The organism is Actinoplanes sp. NPDC051470, from assembly GCF_040682035.1.
GTDB lineage: Bacteria > Actinomycetota > Actinomycetes > Mycobacteriales > Micromonosporaceae > Actinoplanes.
Genome location: NZ_JBFBAA010000016.1, coordinates 185,667 through 203,961, shown reverse-complemented (window position 1 = coordinate 203,961; position 18,295 = coordinate 185,667). Strand labels below are relative to the sequence as shown.

Annotated in this window: 13 protein-coding genes and 2 tRNA genes; 10 read left to right on the top strand and 5 right to left on the bottom strand. The window is 69.8% G+C overall.

Annotation, left to right across the window (positions count from 1 at the left end):
• The first annotated feature begins 223 nt into the window (after positions 1-223).
• From gyrB to AB0M54_RS27360, 6 genes are all read left to right on the top strand, one after another.
• Entirely contained in the window at positions 224-2,176 is a 1,953-nt protein-coding gene (gyrB, locus tag AB0M54_RS27385; RefSeq protein ID WP_364312239.1) for a DNA topoisomerase (ATP-hydrolyzing) subunit B, read from the top strand.
• A gap of 203 nt (positions 2,177-2,379) precedes the next feature.
• Positions 2,380-4,845 (top strand): DNA gyrase subunit A, encoded by a 2,466-nt coding sequence (gene gyrA, locus AB0M54_RS27380; RefSeq protein ID WP_364316918.1) that lies wholly within the window; start codon positions 2,380-2,382, stop codon positions 4,843-4,845.
• On the top strand, positions 4,845-5,714 hold the full coding sequence (locus AB0M54_RS27375) for a DUF3566 domain-containing protein (RefSeq protein ID WP_364312236.1): 870 nt from the start codon (positions 4,845-4,847) through the stop codon (positions 5,712-5,714). Before gyrA ends, AB0M54_RS27375 begins: the two co-directional genes overlap by 1 nt.
• Positions 5,715-5,797: 83 nt before the next feature.
• Positions 5,798-5,871: transfer RNA gene (locus AB0M54_RS27370), tRNA-Ile, on the top strand.
• Between the two features lie 45 nt (positions 5,872-5,916).
• The gene (locus AB0M54_RS27365; protein ID WP_364312233.1) at positions 5,917-6,045 is read left to right on the top strand and encodes a DLW-39 family protein; all 129 of its coding nucleotides are present in this window, start codon (positions 5,917-5,919) and stop codon (positions 6,043-6,045) included.
• Between the two features lie 46 nt (positions 6,046-6,091).
• Positions 6,092-6,164: transfer RNA gene (locus tag AB0M54_RS27360), tRNA-Ala, on the top strand.
• A gap of 715 nt (positions 6,165-6,879) precedes the next feature.
• Here AB0M54_RS27360 and AB0M54_RS27355 read toward each other — a convergent pair.
• From AB0M54_RS27355 to AB0M54_RS27345, 3 genes are read right to left on the bottom strand one after another with little or no spacing between them, the layout of a single operon-like run.
• Entirely contained in the window at positions 6,880-8,124 is a 1,245-nt protein-coding gene (locus AB0M54_RS27355; protein WP_364312230.1) for a BREX system ATP-binding domain-containing protein, read from the bottom strand.
• Positions 8,121-9,101 carry a BREX system ATP-binding domain-containing protein gene (locus AB0M54_RS27350; RefSeq protein ID WP_364312227.1) on the bottom strand — a complete coding sequence of 327 codons (981 nt, stop codon included), beginning with the start codon at positions 9,099-9,101 and terminating at the stop codon, positions 8,121-8,123. The genes AB0M54_RS27355 and AB0M54_RS27350 overlap by 4 nt, the downstream gene beginning before the upstream one ends.
• On the bottom strand, positions 9,098-9,931 hold the full coding sequence (locus AB0M54_RS27345; protein ID WP_364312224.1) for a hypothetical protein: 834 nt from the start codon (positions 9,929-9,931) through the stop codon (positions 9,098-9,100). The genes AB0M54_RS27350 and AB0M54_RS27345 overlap by 4 nt, the downstream gene beginning before the upstream one ends.
• Before the next feature lie 85 nt (positions 9,932-10,016).
• Between AB0M54_RS27345 and AB0M54_RS27340 the strand changes: the two genes are divergently transcribed.
• The 4 genes from AB0M54_RS27340 to AB0M54_RS27325 all read left to right on the top strand — a co-directional run bounded on the left by AB0M54_RS27340 (position 10,017) and on the right by AB0M54_RS27325 (position 17,157).
• Positions 10,017-12,242, top strand: coding sequence for a TerB N-terminal domain-containing protein (locus AB0M54_RS27340; RefSeq protein ID WP_364474420.1), 2,226 nt, complete (start codon positions 10,017-10,019; stop codon positions 12,240-12,242).
• Positions 12,239-13,561, top strand: a complete 1,323-nt coding sequence (locus AB0M54_RS27335; protein WP_364312219.1) for an ATP-binding protein — start codon at positions 12,239-12,241, stop codon at positions 13,559-13,561. Before AB0M54_RS27340 ends, AB0M54_RS27335 begins: the two co-directional genes overlap by 4 nt.
• Complete coding sequence (locus tag AB0M54_RS27330) at positions 13,533-15,791, top strand: DEAD/DEAH box helicase (RefSeq protein ID WP_364474419.1); 2,259 nt, start codon at positions 13,533-13,535, stop codon at positions 15,789-15,791. Before AB0M54_RS27335 ends, AB0M54_RS27330 begins: the two co-directional genes overlap by 29 nt.
• Positions 15,792-16,176: 385 nt before the next feature.
• Positions 16,177-17,157 carry a hypothetical protein gene (locus AB0M54_RS27325; RefSeq protein WP_364474417.1) on the top strand — a complete coding sequence of 327 codons (981 nt, stop codon included), beginning with the start codon at positions 16,177-16,179 and terminating at the stop codon, positions 17,155-17,157.
• On the opposite strand, the gene AB0M54_RS27320 is transcribed toward AB0M54_RS27325, so the two are convergent.
• Together AB0M54_RS27320 and AB0M54_RS27315 are read right to left on the bottom strand one after the other, a co-directional pair.
• On the bottom strand, positions 17,116-17,715 hold the full coding sequence (locus tag AB0M54_RS27320) for a hypothetical protein (protein WP_364474415.1): 600 nt from the start codon (positions 17,713-17,715) through the stop codon (positions 17,116-17,118). The genes AB0M54_RS27325 and AB0M54_RS27320 overlap by 42 nt on opposite strands.
• A gap of 33 nt (positions 17,716-17,748) precedes the next feature.
• Positions 17,749-18,195: a nuclear transport factor 2 family protein gene (locus AB0M54_RS27315; RefSeq protein ID WP_364474413.1), complete on the bottom strand. Its 447-nt coding sequence runs from the start codon at positions 18,193-18,195 to the stop codon at positions 17,749-17,751.
• Positions 18,196-18,295: the final 100 nt, after the last annotated feature.

Genomic DNA, 18,295 nt, shown 5'->3' with positions numbered 1-18,295 from the left:
CCGCCCCGCGAGTCGTCGCTGAGAGTTGTCTGACGTCACGCTACGCGGTTTTCCAGCCGATCACGATCCGCGGGTGAACCGCGGCGACCGGCGCGTTCGGTTCCACCGGTGGTCCGCCTCATCCTCGCGGGTTGTCGTCGGTGGCGCCTGCGCGTGGTTCGCCGGGGCCCCGCCAACCACGTGTCGGGGCCGTCGAGGCCGCGGCGCGAGAAAGTGGCCGAGGGTGGCAGAGAACAAGCAGGAGTACGGCGCGGATTCGATCACCGTGCTCGAGGGGCTCGAGGCGGTCCGTAAGCGTCCCGGCATGTACATCGGATCCACCGGCGAGCGCGGCCTTCACCACCTCGTCCAGGAGGTTGTGGACAACGCCGTGGACGAGGCCATGGCCGGGTTCTGCGACACGATCGACGTGGTGCTGATGGCCGACGGCGGTGTCTCGGTCACCGACAACGGCCGTGGCTTCCCGGTCGACCTCCACCCGAAGCTGAAGAAGCCCGGCGTCGAGGTCGCCCTGACCGTCCTGCACGCCGGCGGCAAGTTCGAGGGCATGGCCTACAAGGTCTCCGGCGGTCTGCACGGCGTCGGCGTCTCGGTCGTGAACGCGCTGTCCACCAGGATGTTCGTCGAGATCCACAAGTCCGGCAACGTCTACCGGCAGCACTACAACGCGTCGAAGCCCGGCCCGCTGGAGAAGGGCGAGGAGACCTCGAAGACCGGCTCCACCGTCCAGTTCTGGCCCGACCCGACGATCTTCGAGACCGTCGAGTTCGACTTCCAGACCATCTACCGGCGCCTGCAGGAGATGGCCTTCCTCAACCGGGGCCTGGCCATCAACCTGATCGACAAGCGGCCCGACCAGGTCGACGACGACGGCAAGCCGCGTCAGGTCAACTTCAAGTACGACGACGGCATCGCCGACTTCGTCCGGCACCTGAACGCCACCAAGAGCGCCATCCACAAGACGGTGATCGAGTTCATCTCGGAGGACGAGGCCGCCGGCATGGCGGTCGAGGTCGCCATGCAGTGGAACGAGTCGTACGGCGAGTCGGTCTACACCTTCGCCAACACGATCAACACGCACGAGGGCGGGACACACGAGGAGGGCTTCCGGGCCGCGCTGACCAGCCTGATCAACCGCTACGGGGCCGAGAAGAAGTTCCTCAAGGGCGACGAGAAGCTCTCCGGCGAAGACGTGCGTGAGGGTCTGGCCGCGATCATCTCGGTCAAGCTGACCAACCCGCAGTTCGAGGGTCAGACCAAGACGAAGCTCGGCAACACCGACATGAAGGGCTTCGTCCAGAAGGTCGTCAACGACCAGCTGGCCGACTGGCTGGAGCGCAACCCGGCCGACGCCAAGACGATCATCACCAAGGCGTCCCAGGCGTCCCGCGCCCGGATCGCCGCCCAGCAGGCCCGCAAGCTGGCCCGGCGCAAGTCGCTGCTGGAGTCCGGCTCGATGCCCGGCAAGCTGGCCGACTGCCAGTCGACCGACCCGACGGTGTCCGAGCTGTTCATCGTCGAGGGCGACTCGGCCGGCGGCTCGGCCAAGCAGGGCCGCAACAGCCAGATCCAGGCGATCCTGCCGATCCGCGGCAAGATCCTCAACGTGGAGAAGGCCCGGATCGACCGGGTGCTGAAGAACAACGAGGTCCAGGCGCTGATCACCGCCCTGGGCACCGGCATCCACGAAGAGTTCGACATCGCCAAGCTGCGCTACCACAAAGTGGTGCTGATGGCCGACGCGGATGTCGACGGCCAGCACATCCAGACGCTGCTGCTGACCCTGCTGTTCCGCTTCATGCGGCCGCTGGTCGAGGTCGGCCACGTCTACCTGGCGGCGCCGCCGCTGTACAAGATCAAGTGGAACGCCAAGGGCGACGACGCGCAGTACGCGTACTCGGACCGGGAGCGGGACGGCCTGATCGCGCTGCGCCAGCAGAAGAAGGCCAACGCCAAGCCGAACGACATCCAGCGGTTCAAGGGTCTGGGCGAGATGAACTTCCACGAGCTGTGGGACACCACGATGGACCCGTCGACCCGGACGCTACGCCAGGTGACGCTGGACGACGCGGCGACCGCCGACGAGCTGTTCAGCGTCCTGATGGGCGAAGACGTCGAGGCCCGGCGTTCGTTCATCCAGCGCAACGCCAAAGACGTGCGATTCCTGGACATCTGACATGCGTGAGCGGTGCCGAAACCGGTACCGCTCACCCAGGGTTATGCACAGCTTTGGCGCCAATCCACAGTGTTATCCACAGCGATATGCGTAGTCCAGACCTTAATGTCTGGTTTTACCTTCAGTAAGGGTTAACAGTGACAGACACTCCCGAGACCCCGGACGCCGCCGCCGAACAGCCCCAGGCCGAAACCGGCGCCAACCTGGCGCAGCGGGTCGAGCCGGTCGGGCTCGAGGTCGAGATGCAGCGGTCGTACCTCGACTACGCGATGAGCGTCATCGTGGGTCGCGCGCTGCCCGACGTCCGCGACGGTCTCAAGCCCGTGCACCGCAAGATCCTGTACGCGATGTACGACGCCGGCTTCCGGCCGGACCGCGGGTACGTGAAGTGTGCGCGCGTGGTCGGCGACGTGATGGGCAACTACCACCCGCACGGCGACTCGTCGATCTACGACGCCCTGGTCCGGATGGGCCAGCCGTGGTCGCTGCGCTACCCGCTGATCGACGGCAACGGCAACTTCGGCTCGGCCGGTAACGACCCGCCGGCCGCCATGCGGTACACCGAGTCGAAGCTCGCTCCGCTCGCCATGGAGATGCTGCGGGACATCGACGAGGACACCGTCGACATGCAGGACAACTACGACGGGCGCACCAAGGAACCGACGATCCTGCCCGCCCGGTTCCCGAACCTGCTGGTCAACGGCTCCGAGGGCATCGCGGTCGGGATGGCCACCAAGATCCCGCCGCACAACCTGCGCGAGGTCGCGGCGGCCGTGCAGTGGTACCTGGAGAACCCGGAGGCCGACGAGGCCACGACGCTCGAAGCGGCGCTGGAGTTCGTCAAGGGTCCCGACTTCCCCACCCGGGGTCTGATCGTCGGGCAGCAGGCGATCCAGGACGCCTACCGCACCGGTCGCGGCTCGATCCGGATGCGCGCGGTGGTCGAGGTCGAGGAAGACGCGCGCGGGCGTCCGGCGCTGATCGTGACCGAGCTGCCGTACCAGGTGAATCCGGACAATCTCGCCGAGCGGGTGGCGGAACTCGTCAAGGAGGGCAAGCTCACCGGGATCGCCGACATCCGGGACGAGAGCTCCGGGCGTACCGGCATGAGGTTGATCCTGGTCCTGAAGCGCGACGCGGTTGCCAAGGTCGTGCTGAACAACCTGTACAAGCACACCCAGCTGCAGGAGACCTTCGGCGCGAACATGCTCGCGCTGGTCGACGGCGTGCCGCGGACGCTGAACCTGGCCCAGTTCATCCGTTACTACGTCGACCACCAGATCGAGGTCATCCGCCGGCGCACCGCGTACCGCCTGCGTAAGGCCGAGGAGCGCGCGCACATCCTGCGCGGCCTGGTCAAGGCGCTGGACGCGCTCGACGAGGTGATCGCCCTGATCCGGCGCTCGCCCACCGTCGACGAGGCCCGCGGCGGCCTGATCGCGCTGCTCGACATCGACGAGATCCAGGCCACCGCGATCCTGGACATGCAGCTGCGCCGGCTGGCCGCCCTCGAGCGCCAGAAGATCATCGACGAGCTGGCCAAGATCGAGATCGAGATCGCCGACCTCAAGGACATCCTGGCCAAGCCGGAGCGGCAGCGGGCCATCGTCCGGGAGGAATTGGGGGAGATCGTCGCGAAGTACGGAGATGACCGGAAGACGCAGATCATCCCGTTCGATGGCGAGGTCTCCATGGAGGACCTCATCGCTCGCGAGGACGTTGTGGTGACGATCACACGTACCGGTTACGCGAAGCGCACCAAGGTCGACATGTATCGGTCACAGCACCGTGGTGGCAAGGGTGTGAGCGGCGCCTCGCTGCGGCAGGACGACATCGTCAGCCACTTCTTCGTGATCAGCACACATGCGTGGATTCTGTTCTTCACGAACAAGGGCCGGGTGTACCGGGCGAAGGCCTACGAGCTCCCCGAGGCGAACCGGGTGGCCAAGGGTCAGCACGTCGCCAACCTTCTGGCGTTCCTGCCCGACGAGCACATCGCCCAGGTCATCCAAATCCCGAATTACCAGGTAGAGCCCTACCTTGTGCTCGCCACCAAGAATGGTCTGGTGAAGAAGACCCGGTTGGAGGAATTTGACTCCAACCGCAGCGGTGGCATCATCGCCATCAACCTGCGGGAGGATGACGAGTTGGTGGGCGCCGCGCTGGCCGCGCCGGGGAACGATCTGCTACTGGTGTCGAAGAAGGCACAGGCCATTCGGTTCAACGCCACGGACGAGGCGCTGCGGCCGATGGGGCGGGCGACCTCCGGTGTGATCGGCATGCGCTTCGGTGACAACGACGAACTCCTCGCGATGGAGGTGGTTCGTGATGGCATGGACGTTTTGGTCGCCACCAACGGCGGGTATGCCAAGCGAACGCCGATCGAGGAGTACCCAGTTCAGGGACGGGGTGGCAAGGGTGTGCTGACGGCCAAGATCACGGAGCGCCGTGGCGGCCTGGTCGGTGCGCTCGTGATCGACCCGGAAGATGAGCTGTTTGCCATCACCAGCAATGGTGGTGTCATCCGGACTCCCGTGAAGCCTGTACGGCGTACGCGGGATCGGAACACAATGGGGGTCAAACTGATGGACCTCCCAGAAGGTGTAACCATCGTGGCGCTTGCTCGTAATGCCGACGAGGCGGACGAGCCTGACGAACAGGACAGTTGATGACGGAGACAACGGCGAAGTCGGGGAGCTCGGGGACCTCGACGTCACCGGCTGACCAGGCGTCCGGCAACAAGGGCGCTGATCAGGCCGGACGCGAGGCCGCCGGGCGGGATTCCGCCGGCCGCGCGTCGGTGCCCGCCGACAGCTCGTCGTCCGCCCCGAAGTTCACCCGGGCTCCCGGCATGGCCCCGCCGCCCAGCGACCCGGGCTCCGGCGCCAAGGACGAGGGGATGCGTCCGGGTGGCCCCGGCGCGGCGAAGGGATCCGCGACTGTGCCGATCGTCACTAAGAGTGGTGCGTCCGGTGGGGGAGGCGGCGGCCAGCCCGCCGCACCGACCGGACGGTCCAGCGTCGTGCCCCAGTCGGCGCCGCCGCGTCCCGGCAGCGCCCCGACCTCCGGCAAGCCGGCCGCGCCTCAGGGCGCGGCCGCGGTCGGCGCGGCCCGGGTCTCCGAGACCGTCCGGGCGGCCCGTCAGACGGTCGCCTCCGCGGCCGCCCGCGGCCCGCGCCGGGCCCGGCTGAACCTCAAGCGCATCGACCCCTGGTCGGTCATGAAGTTCTCGTTCGCCGTGTCCGTCGTGCTGTTCATCGTGGTCGTCGTGGCCACCTCGGTGCTCTACCTCGCCCTCGACGCGATGGGCGTGTGGACCACGGTCAACTCCAGCCTCGGCGACCTGGTCAACGCCAGCGGCGGTGCCGCCAACGGCGGCTTCCGGGTCACCGCCTGGGGCGTCATCGGCACCTCGATGCTGGTCGGCGCGGTCAACGTGGTGCTCTTCACCGCGCTGGCCACCCTCGGCGCGTTCATCTACAACGTCTGCGCCGACCTCGTCGGCGGCGTCGAGCTCACCCTCGCCGAGCGCGACTGACGCACCCGACCTCGGGGGCAGCCGAAGTGCTGCCCCCGATTTTGGGTGGCGCGGCGCGATACGCTAACCTTCGGTGTCGTTGCGGGGCTATAGCTCAGTCGGTTAGAGCGCAGAGCTGATAACTCTGAGGTCGATGGTTCGATTCCATCTAGCCCCACCGTCAACTCCCTCTCAGGCAGTCGCAGATCGCAAGGAGACAGCCATGCTGAAGAAGCTCCTGATCGTCGCCGGCGTCGTCGGCGTCGCGGCTCTGGTCTTCAAGCGGGTCAAGGCGTCCAACGACGAGCGTGCCCTGTGGCACGAGGCCACCACGACGCCCGACCTGCGCTGAGGTCAATTCGGACGGTCTTGGCTCGTCGCTGAGGCCGGCCGGCCCGGGGGCCATAGCTCAACTGGCAGAGCACTGCCTTTGCAAGGCAGGGGTTCGGGGTTCGAGTCCCCGTGGCTCCACCCGAAACGGATATCCAAACGGAGGGGTCGCGAACGGGTGGCCCCGCTCCGGGGTTCGGATATCCGCAGGTCAAGGATGCCGTTGCCTGATCGGTGTCCCGGTCGACCGGTTCGTTGCGGCCGGTCGCGTCGATATCCCGATCCCGGATGGTGATCTCTGTGCCTGGCGCAGTGGTCATCGACGGTCGGGTGGGACAGTCCCGGGGTCTGCGCGCCGGTTGGCTGCGGGACTGGATCGGGACGACAGCGCCCAGCGGCAGCTCATCGGTCCCGCCACGGAGCAAGATGTCGCGCGAGGCTGGACTTGCCGGCGACGGCGCAGGCGCAGGCGTTCAGCCCGGGAGTCGCGGTCGGTGCGGGATCACACCCGTGACGCCAGTGGTGCATTCGGTGTGGTGCACTGGGGTGTGCCGAAGAGTCGTGGTCGCCCGGCCGGCGGGGAGGGCGAAGCGCCCGCAGCGTCCCGTGCGTGAGCTGAAAGAACGTGCGCCTACGCAACCGTGAGGCGGGCAGCCGACTCGGCCGCCGTCGCGAATCGCCGGACCACCCGATCCAGGTCGCGGTTCGCGCGGTGTCGCCGGCCGGCTACCGAAACGCGGCGTGGACCGCATCGGCGATGCGTCGGCGGCCGGCCTCAGGGTTCCCGACGAGCCCGGCGGCCGGTACCGTCCGGATACGAGGAACGGGGTCGGCTTTGCTTAGACCGGCTGGCGGGCTAATCAGCGGTTGTGCGTTCCAGGTCCGGGTCTTCGCGGTAGTCGCTCGGCAGGTCGACCATCTCGGTCTCCGGCTGGTACTCGGGGTCGAGCCGCACCAGGTCCCACTCGTTGATCCAGGCTCGCACGTACTGGCGCATCCGGGTGGCGCCGAGGCGCTCGAGGCCGGCCACGTCCGGCGGTTGCCAGTCGAAGGCGGCGCCGTGCAGTTCGCGTACGCGGCCGTACGCATGTTTGAGCTCGAGATCGTCCGGCGGGGTGAGCAGATGCGTCTCCCGGTCGATAATCCGCATGCCGGCCTGTGCCGCAGCGGCCAACGCGGTCGCCTCCGGGGTGTCCTTCGCCCTCAGTTTCGCCGGTATCAGCTCGCGGTCGTTGCGGCCCGTGATGACGGCGGCCTCGAAATCGTCGGTCATCGCGAACACCGCAGCGATGGGAGCCGCGCCGCCGTGCTCGCCGCGCATCCAGCGGGCCAACTCCGCGTAGGACTTCGCCCGCTGCTGCAGCGAGTACCGTCCGATGAGCTCGACCTCGTCGAAGAGAATCACCCAGGCGGGCGAACCGGCGGCGCTGAGCAACCGGGACGCGAACCGCAGGCGTTGCCGGCCCAGCTCGGCCGCTGCTACCGGTGGCAGGGTCGGCCGTTGTTCGCCCAGGTCACGCAGGCGTCGACGCAGTTCGGGTACGGGTATCGGGTCGCCGGACCAGAACCGAAGGATCATGTCGGCGAACACGGCATCCCGGTCGCGGACGTGCGCGAACAACGCGAGGGTGGCCGGAAACCGTTCGTTGAGCTCGGCACCGCTCGACGAGGCCCACCGTAGCAATTCGGCGTACGCCCGGCCGTCGGGGTCCACCGCGGCGGCCGCCTCGATGATCGCCGGGCGTGCCTGGCCGGTCCGCTCCGCGGAGTCGGCGGCGGCGCGGAACACCTTGGCCGGGTCGTGCAGCGGGGTCTCCTTGCTGATGACGACCCGGCTGACCGTGCAGCCGGCGTCGAGCGCGAGCCGGGCCAGGTGCTCGAGCAGGTGACTCTTGCCGGACCCGAATCCGCCGCCGAGCAGGAGGCCACCCGCCGTGCCGCCCGCGGCGGCCTCGCGAAGCGCGACGACTCGGTCCTCGATCGCCGACTGTCCGCTCCCCAGTGCGGCGACGGCGTCGCGGCTGGGAACTCCGGCCCGCAGCGCTTCGATAGCCCGGCGCCGCGACACCCGCGTGGCCAGGTCGTGATCCGTGTCAGTCATGCGGTGCCCTCCTCCGGTCGGCCACCGATCCGGACCAACGTGGCGTACGGGTTGGCCCGCCGCCGGTCGCGAACCTCGTCAATGACCCGCAACTGCAGTGCGGTGTACGCCGGCAGCCCGCGGACATCGTCCTGGATCAGCGTGGTCGGCAGCGTGGCCGCCACGAAGAGCCCGTCGAACTCGTCCGTCGCGTCGATCAACTGACGCACCATCTCGTACGCGTCCAGCGTCGCCGCCTTCGAGTAGTAGTGCCCGTCGCGCAGGCCGGGCGGCGGTCGCCGGACCACGGCGAGCCGATCGAGATCGAGGTGCAGGACCAGGCCACGGCGCCCGGCGAGCCGCAACCACCGGGTCAGCGACACCAGCAGCGGCCGGGCATTGTGCCGGGCCACCTTGGCCTGCAACGACACCCTGCGCAGCGCGGCCGCGGGCAGGCGTTCGCCGCACAGCCAGCCGACAACGGTCTCGCGCTCGTCGAGACTGACGTCGCCGCGGCCGAGACGCTCCTGGCACAGCCGCAGCATGGCGACCCGGAACTCGTGACTGAGCTCGGTGTCCCGTAGCACGATCTGCTCCAGCGCCCGGCGCACGCTGCGATACAACTCCGCGGCGTCCACGTCGTGGTGCCGAGCGATCGCGCCCAGGTCGATGTCGGCGTCGTCGTCGGGCGCCGGGAAGGCGGCACGCTCCAACGCGGACCGCACCACCGCAGCGGCCAGCACCACCCAGTCCAGTTGGCGGGCGATCGCCGTGAAGAGCTGGTCGACCAGGTGGATGCGGGTGTCCGCGGCATCCACGGTGACGACCGCGAACCCCCCGCCGAACTCGTTGAGTCCGCTGGTCAGCTGCGCGCGGGCAGCGTCGTCACCGATGGCCAGCAGTTTGACGGCCGCGCCACCGCCGTCGATGTAACCGGTGAGGTACTCGCGGTTGAGGAAGTCGACGTACTCGCCGGCGCCGATGGCGGTCTCCGTCATGGTTGCTCCGCCTCGGCGACCGTGAACGACACTCCCCAGTACCGTTGCTGCTGGCCACTGGGCGCGACGGTGACCAGGGTGCCCGCTCCCTTGGTGCCGGTGCTCGCCGACCACCGCAGGCTTCGCGGGCTCCTGGGCGTGCTGGTGACCCCGCTGCGATCGAGCAGATACAGGTCTCGGGCGAACTCCTGTTTGCTGTACTGCGCTCGCTGGCCGGGCAACATGGTGAGGACCGCCCAGATGTCGAGCAGCCGCACCACGCCGTCCGGCCGCTTGCCCTCGCCGGCGGCGAGCAGCTCGTACGCGGACCGCAGGCTGTCGAGGAAGGCCTCCGCCTTGAAGCGCACGTCCCGCTCCTGAGCCCGCGCCAGCGCCGCGACCAGGACGGAAGGGCGCAACCGGCGCTCACGTACCTTGTCGATCTCGATGGCGGCATCCGTCGGCAGCACCTTCAACAACGATGGATAGCACAGCAGGAGGCTGTCCTCCTCCACGATGGTCACGCCTTGCGCCTCGGCCGCGGCGAGCAGTTCCTTGACGTACGCGCCGGAGGCCAGGTATTCCTGCTCGTCGAGGTCGAGGCCGCCGCCCAGCGCCTCGGTGTCGGCGGCGAGCGCGGCGGCCGTCGTTCCGGCCGCGGCCAGCGCCTTGCGAAGATCGCGGATCTGTCCGGTACGGGCAGCGGCGAGGGCCTTCTTCAGCTCACGGACGGTCCCGTTCGCCCCACGGAGGGCCGCATCAATGTCCCGCTCGGCCGTACTCAGCATCGCCTCGAACGACGACGCCCCGGGCGACCCCTCGACGTCCGGGGCGGATGTTCCTGTGGTCATCTCATCGATGGATGTTTCAGTCACCGCGTCGTGAACCCCATTCCGATGAAGGCGCCGATGCCGGTCGACGGATACAGTGTGGCCCGTGGTGCAGCCGTCTCACCCCACCTCGACCGAGGGACGTTGGGTGCCGTACGGCCAATGTGTGGACGTCGCCGGACATGCTATCCCCGGCGGCCTTGTCTACGTCGGCGGCCACCTCGACGGCGTGACCGGGCGGACCGAGCCGGCGTTGCTCGATCCTGAGCTGCCGGTCGTGTCGGACGCGCGCGTTCCGACCGTGGATGATCTTGGGTCGCCGCCGGCGTACCACCTGTTAACGCCGTCCGCCCGGGGCGCCTACCTCGGCTGGCATGCGGGCGGTCGCCGCGCCCCCGTGCCGGCCGGCTTCGTGCTGTTGTTCTGTTTCGGACTGGAACGCCGGGTACTGCACGATGCCGGACACCATCCGATCGCGCGCGACGAGTTCCGGATGATCACCGCCGAGGTACTCCGTTTGGGTGACCGGTACGGGCCGGACAACCCCGACCTGGCGAGCCGCCTCGAGAGCCTGCTGGAGCTGCTGGACGTGCTGGCCGCGCCGCGCGGGGCGCCCACCGGCGGGCCCGATCCGACCGGGCCCGCGGCGTTGCGCGTGGCGTTGGCCGGATTCTCCGCCGCCGGCACGCCGGTACCGGCAGAGTGGGCGGAAATGTGGGTGCGGCACCACCCGCTGCTGGTACCACGCAGCGTGCCGGCCCAGTGCCCGGACGAGTTCGGCCGACTGTTCGCGCTGCGCTACCGCCACACGTTCGGGCCGGGGCTGGTACCACCCGACGACCGGCCCGGCCTACGAATCCGATACCAGCCGGCCAACCCTGAGCTGAGCACCACCCTGGTGTGCCGCGAGGACCTGCCCGACGTGCTGGCCGACCCGCGGAGCGGACGGGCGCTCGGTGCGTTGATCGACGAGGTCGCCGGCGCGCTTGATCCGTACCGCCGGATGGTGACGCGGTTTCCGCAGAGCCGGGGTTCGCTCGCCGCGACGGCGTTGCTGCCCGCGGATCTGCTCGATGCGGACCGCGGGCGCTTCGGTGCCCTGCGGGTGTGGACGGAGGCCCGCTTCGACGGGCGCGACCTGGCTGTCGTCGAGGGGGCGGAGTTCGCGGCGTTCTGGTCGACGGCCTCACCTGGTCGGATGGCCCGCGACGAGGCTGCGGCCTTCATCGAGGTGCTCGCGCTGCTCGGGGTGGGAGTCGAGCCGGATGTCCGGTTCGGCGCTCCCGCGCTCGGTCCCGGACCGGTGGTGCTGTTCCGCTCCGGCGCACCGGTGTGGCGACGGCCGGCCGGATCGGCCGGCCGATCCGGTGGTACGCAGGCCGATCGGCCAGGCCCGGGGTTCGCCGCCGCGGCCGCCATCGCCCGGTGCGCGACGGCCGTCGTGGCCGCCGCCGGGCCGATCGCGCCGCACGGCACGGCCTGGGTACGGACGTTGGACACCGTCGCCGTGCTGGCCGCGGCGTGCCGGGTCCCAGCCGTGCAACGGTCGCGCCTCGCGGCCCGGCTGGGCTGGCTGATCGCCACTGGGGTGGAGGTCGACCGGCTGCCCCGACAGGTCACCCGGCTGACCACCGCGGAACGGGAGGTCGCCGGCCGCTGGTTGATCTCGGTGGCCGCGGCGGTCGCACCGGGGTTTCCACCGGCCGCCGTCTCGGCGCTGAGCCGCGTCTACCGGATCCTCGGCCTGGAGCCCGACCTGCTGTTCCGCCGGCTGCACGAGGTCGGTGTGACGAGCTCGCTGCCGTCCGTTGACGGCTACGACGAACCGGTGGTGGTCCGGACGGCCGAGCCGCACAGCGGCGGTTTCGCGCTGCCGTGGTCGGCGGGCGCCGCAACCCCAGGCGCCTCAACCCCGGGCGCGGAGCAGCCCGGCAGCGAGGTGCGGCTGGACCCGGCGGCCATCAGCCGGAAGACCGCCGAAAGCGCGGCGGTGGCCACATTGCTCGCCACGATCTTCGACGCCGACGCCGACGCCGACGCCGACGCCGACGTCGATTCGGCTGCCCTGACCACGCCGGTGAACACGGTCGAGGAGGTGGCGACGATCGTCGGCCTCGACCCGGCACACAGCGGGCTGCTGCGCGCGCTCGCCGAGCGGCCGTCCTGGACGCGGGCGGAGTTCGTGGTGCTCGCCGGCGCCCATGGCGTGCTCCCGGACGGGGCACTGGACGTACTCAACGAGGTGGCGATCGACACCGCCGGGGAACCGGTCGTCTGCGACGGCGCTACCCTCGCGGTAGACGACGACGTACTGCAGGAGTTGCTCCGTTGACGCATTCCACCACGCCGGCGCGGGCCGGCCGGATCCGCCCGCGCGAGCGGGACGCCGTCGTGGCGTCGTTGCGGGCCGGGGTCGTGCCCCGCAGCGGCCAGCACCACATCCAGGTCGGCCGGGCCGCCGAGATCGAGGCCGTGCTACACGACGTGGAACGGGTCGCCGACGGTGGCGCCGCCTGCCGGTTCGTCATCGGCGAGTACGGCTCGGGCAAGACCTTCTTCCTGCATCTGATCCGGTCGATCGCGCTGGAGAAGCGGCTCGTGACCGTCCACGCCGATCTGTCGCCCGACCGACGGCTGCACGCGGCATCCGGGCAGGCCCGCGGGCTGTACGCAGAGCTGATGCACAACGTGGCCACCCGTGCCCGGCCGGACGGCGGTGCGCTGGCCAGCGTGGTCGAACGGTTCGTCACCATGGCGCTGAACGAAGCCAACGCCAACGGTGACCGGCCGGCCGACGTCATCGCCGCGCGGTTGGCGAGTCTGTCCGAGTCGACCGGCGGCTACGACTTCGCCGCCGTGATCGGCGCGTACTGGCGGGGCTACGACGGCGGCGACGAGCGGCTGCGCAACGACGCCGTACGGTGGCTTCGGGGTGAATTCACCAGCCGCGTCGACGCGCGGGCCGCCCTCGGCGTCCGCACGATCGTCGACGACGCGAGCTTCTACGATCATCTCAAGTTGATGGGCCGGTTCGTCCGGTTGGCCGGGTTCAGCGGGCTGCTGGTCGGCATCGACGAGATGGTCAACCTGTACAAGCTGCCCAGCTCCGCGGCCCGCAACGCCAACTACGAGCAGGTGTTGCGCATTCTCAACGACAGCCTGCAGGGCGACGCCCAAGGCCTCGGGTTCCTGTTCGGCGGCACGCCGGAGTTCCTGATGGACACCCGGCGCGGCCTGTTCTCGTACCCCGCGCTGGCCTCCCGGTTGGCTGCGAACAGCTTCACCGCGGACGACCGGATCGACCGGTCCGGCCCGGTGCTGCGGCTGGGCAACCTCACGCCGGAAGACATGTTCGTATTGTTGACCAAGCTGCGGCACGTGTACGCGGGTGGCGACCCCGCTGCCTACCTCGTGCCGGACGAGGCGCTCACCGCGTACATGAAGCATTGCGCGGATCGGATCGGGGACGCTTATTTCCGTACGCCGCGCGAGACCATTCGTGGCTTCCTCGACCTGCTCGCCATGCTTGACCAGCACCCGGACCTGACCTGGACGACGCTGGTCGGGGCAGTCGATCTCACGGTACGGCCCGACCAGGCCGACCTGCCCACGCCGGCCGACGATGACGAACTCACCTCCTTCCGGCTCTGACCCGCCGGCCGGGACGCCGTCACGGGCCTTCGCCCGGTATCACCCCCAGGTTCAGCGCTGGGTCTACGACCAGGGCTGGGCTCGGCTGCGCGACGTCCAGGAGCGCGCCGCGGACGTGGTCATCGACGGCGCCCGCGATGTGATCATCTCGTCGGCCACGGCGAGCGGGAAGACCGAGGCGGCGTTGCTGCCCATCTGCTCGGCGCTCGCAGGGGAGCCCGAGGCCGTCACCGGCCTCGGGGCGCTCTACATCAGCCCGTTGAAAGCCCTGATCAACGACCAGTATGACCGGATTCTGGACCTCTGTGGATGCCTGGACCTCCCCGTGCACCGCTGGCACGGCGACGCCCTCGCGTCGGGAAAAGCTCGTGTCCTGCGTTCCCCCGCCGGGCTCCTGCTGATCACCCCGGAATCATTGGAGGCCCTGTTCGTCCGGCGCGGTGATCGGGTACGGCGGATCTTCGGCGGCCTGCGCTACTTGATCGTTGACGAATTGCACAGCTTCATCGGCACCGAACGGGGTGCGCAACTGCAGTCCCTGCTGCACCGCGTCGATTTGGCATCCGGTCGGCGGGTTCCGCGAATCGCGCTGTCTGCCACCCTCGGCGACCTCGACACGGCGGCGGAATTCCTGCGACCGGGATACGGCACCGAGGTGGCGATGGTGACGTCGGCGGAGCCCGGCGGCGAGATCAGGCTGCAGATCCGCGGTTACCTCGCCCCGATCACCGAACCGCCCGCCAACGCCGAGCCGGCCGATCGGGCGGCGATCGCGGACCACTTGTTCCAGACGATGCGCGCCACCGACAATCTCGTCTTCGCGAACTCCCGTGCCGCGGTGGAAACCTACGCCGACATGATCAGCCGTCGAGCCGCGTACGCCGGCACGCGCGCCGAGTTCCTCGCTCACCACGGCAGCCTGTCCAAGGAGATCCGCGAGCACGTCGAGGAGCGACTCAAGGACCCGGCCATACCGGTGACCGCGATCTGCACGTCGACCTTGGAGCTGGGCATCGATGTCGGTTCGGTGGACTCCGTCGCCCAGGTCGGCGCCCCGCCGACGGTGAACGCCCTGCGCCAGCGTCTCGGCCGCTCAGGCCGCAGGCCCGGTCGGCCGGCGATCCTGCGGATCTATGTCGCGGAGCGCGAGCGAGGCCAGGGCAGCAACCCGACGGACGCGCTACGCGCCGAGCTCTTCCAGAGCGTGGCGATGGTCGAGCTGCTGCTCGCCGGCTGGTACGAGTCCCCGGACGACACGGGTCTGCACATGTCGACGCTCATTCAGCAGGTCCTGTCGATCGCCGCGCAGCATGGCGGCGCGACGGCCGGGCAGCTCTTCGACGTGCTCTGCGCACGCGGGCCCTTCGTCTGGGCGAACCGAGCCGCCTTCGCGACCCTGCTGCGCGACATGGGCCGGCACGATCTGCTCCAGCAGCAGGACGACGGTCGGCTGCTGCCGGGCGGTGCGGGCGACCGCCTGGTCAACCACTACAGCTTCTACGCGTCGTTTCGCACCTCGGAGCACTACCGGCTCGTCGCGGACGGCTACACGCTCGGCTCGCTGCCGGTCGACCGTCCCATCCTGCCCGGTACCATGCTCATCTTCAGCGGAGCGCGGTGGCGGGTGCTGAGCGTCGATGTCGCGTTGCGGGTCATCGAATTGACAGCCGCGGAAGCTGGCCGCCCTCCCGTCTTTCCCGGCACCGGAGGCGAGATCGCCGACGAGGTACGGCGCACCATGCGCCGGCTGTACCGTTCGACCGAGACGCCCCGCTATCTCGACGCGGCCGCCCGGACCATGCTGGCCGAGGGCCGTACGGCGTTCCACGAGACCGGACACGCCACCTCGGGCATCTTCGCGTCCGGGTCGGACGCTGTGCTCTTCCCGTGGCGCGGTGACCGGATCATGAACACGATCGCGGTCGTGCTCGCCGGTCTGGGCCGCCGGGTCGGGCAGGACGGGCTCGCCATCACGGTCGGCGACTGCACACCAGCGGAACTGCGCGACCTGGTCCGTGCGCTCGTCGCCGCGCCCCCGCCCGATCCGGTGTGGTTGGCCGCAACCGTACGGGCCAAGGCCCACGAGAAGTACGACCGGTACCTCAGCGCGGAATTGCTCGACATCGCGTACGCCGCCCGCGCGCTCGATGTGCCAGGTGCCTGGGCCTGCCTTGCCGAGATCTGCGCTCCCCGCCGGCCAACGGTCGAGGTCTCACCCGCCAGGACGTGATGCGGGCCAGTGCAGCCTCGACGTACACACCCAGCTCCGACTTGACCTGATCGCGTGGCACGTGACCACTGAGACCATTATCCTTTCCCGCTGCCTGGGCAGATCCTACGGCTACGACGCGGAGCGGCACCGGCAGCAGCGTCCAGATCCGGTTCCAGGCCCCGGTCATGGCTGACGGTTAATCAAGTCCTGGCCGGCGACGCGGCGATACATTCAGTCCTCCATTCACCGGCTTGCCTGCGCAGCGCAGCGGCAACGGGTCGCCCGCGATTGTCGCCGGTTGGTTCGCATGGTGTTGCCTCCGGCCCACCAATACCGGCCCTCCGCGGTGACCGCCTTCCCGCCGATCGTGACGATGACGCCGGAGCGCTCGTAATCTCGGGCGATGGACGTGATCGCGTGGCTGCTCGACTCCGATCCGGCGGTGCGCTGGCAGGTCCTGCGAGATCTGGTCGCGGCGCCGGCCGATGAGGTGGCTCGGGAGCGTGCCCGGGTTGCCCGCGAGGGGTGGGGCGCGCGACTGCTGCGGTCGCAGGAGCCGGACGGCAGCTGGGGTGGCGGCGCGTACTTCCCGGTGCCGAACCCGGACGAGGGTCACGAGGACCGGCAGCCGTGGACGGCCACCGCGTTCGTTCTGCAGCAGCTCTGCCAGTTCGGGGTGGATCCGGCTGACCCGCGGGTGCACGCGGCCGTGACCCAGGTGGCCCGGAACGTGCGCTGGGAGGCGGACGGGCGGCCGTTCTTCGACGGCGAGGTGGAGCCCTGCATCAACGGGATGACCGTGGTGCTCGGGGTCTGGTTCGGGCATGTCGCGGAGGCCGGCGGAGTGGTCGGGCGGCTGCTCGCCGACCGGCTCGGTGACGGCGGCTGGAACTGCTGGACCTGGACCGGGGCGACGGTGTCGTCGTTCGCCAGCACCCTCGGCGTGCTCGAAGGGCTGCTCGCCTACGAACGGGCGACCGGTGGCTCGGCCGAGATCACGGCGGCCCGGCGCGAGGCCGAGGAGTTCCTGCTCGACCGGCGGTTGTTCCGGCGTCGCAGCACCGGCGAACCGGCGGCGCCGGCCTTCACCCAGTTCTCCTTCCCGGCCCGCTGGCACTACGACGTGCTGCGGGCCCTGGACTACTTCCGGCTCGCCGACCGGTACGACCCGCGGATGGACGAGGCGCTCGACCTGGTCGCGGCCAAGCGGCAGCCGGACGGCACCTGGCTGCTGGAGAACACGCACCCGGGCGCGGTGCCCTTCGTGCTGGAGGACGGCGACGGGCGGCCCAGCCGATGGAACACCCTGCGGGCGCTCCGGGTCCTCGACTGGGCCGGGCGGTCAAGTGCCCAGGCTCACGTGAACCGGGGTGGCCAGATCTGACTCGCCATACTTGACCGCCCCGCGGTGGGTGACCTCGACGCCGTAGAAACCCTTGCCGGTGGGGACGTCGCTGACCACGAACGAGAAGACGCACTCGTCGTAGCCGGACGTCTCGGAGCCGGTCAGGTGGCCCAGGCCGACGATCGCGCCGGCCGCGTCGGTGACGGTCACCGAGGCGCCGTCGGAGATGTCGCTGTAGCCGCCGTCGCCCGCGCAGCCTCCCTCGTACACGAGGAGGTCGTCGTCCTTCAAGGTCATCGTGCCGGTGACGATCATGGTGGTGGGTGCGGCCGACTGGGCCGTGTTGACCGTCGTGCCGGTGACCGTGCCGCTGGGCTCGGGGCGTTTCGCCGTGGCGACCAGGGTTGCCACCACGGCCGTGCCGGCGATCGCCACCGCGCCGATCGCGGCCAGGGCGATGGTGAGGCCCCGGCGGTGCGTCGGCGGCTGGGGCGGCGGGGGAATCGGCGGATACCCGGACTGCGACGGGAAGGCCGGGCCAGGGAACGGCTGCGAGTAGGGGTCGGTCTGGTAACCGCCGCCAGGGGTGTAGGTCACGGCCTCCCACGGTCGGCAGACCGGCGTCGGACCTTACGGGTTGGTTTGGCCGGGGAGACTCGAAAGCGGGTTGGTCTGGCCGGCGGGCGGGTCGATCTGGCCGGGGAGGCCGAAGAGCCGGAACAGCGCGGGGTCGACGAAGGCCACGCAGCGCCGGATCAGGCCGCCGCGCACGTCGAAGACCTGAAGCGAATGCGCCCGGAGTACGCCCGTAGCCGGCTCGGCGGCGTACGCCGCCAGCGCGGGACTGCCGTTGGCGTGCACCAGCCGGAGGCGCCAGCCGGTGCCCCGCATGGCGAAGACGCGCTCGATGAACTCCCGGTAGTGATCGCGACCGGCCAGCCACAGGTCGACCGGCGGCATCTCCAGGGCCACGTCGTCGGCCAGCAGCCGGGTGAGCGCGGGCACGTCGGCCGCCTCGAAGGCCGCCAGGTAGCGCTCGACCACCGCCCGCTCCTCGGGGCCCGCCGGTTCGCGCATGTCCTCGAGCACGGGACCGGCCGTCCGCAGGGCGGCCCGGGCCCGCTGAAGGCTGCTGTTGACCGAGGCCCGGCCGTCCTGACCATCCTGCGCCGGGACC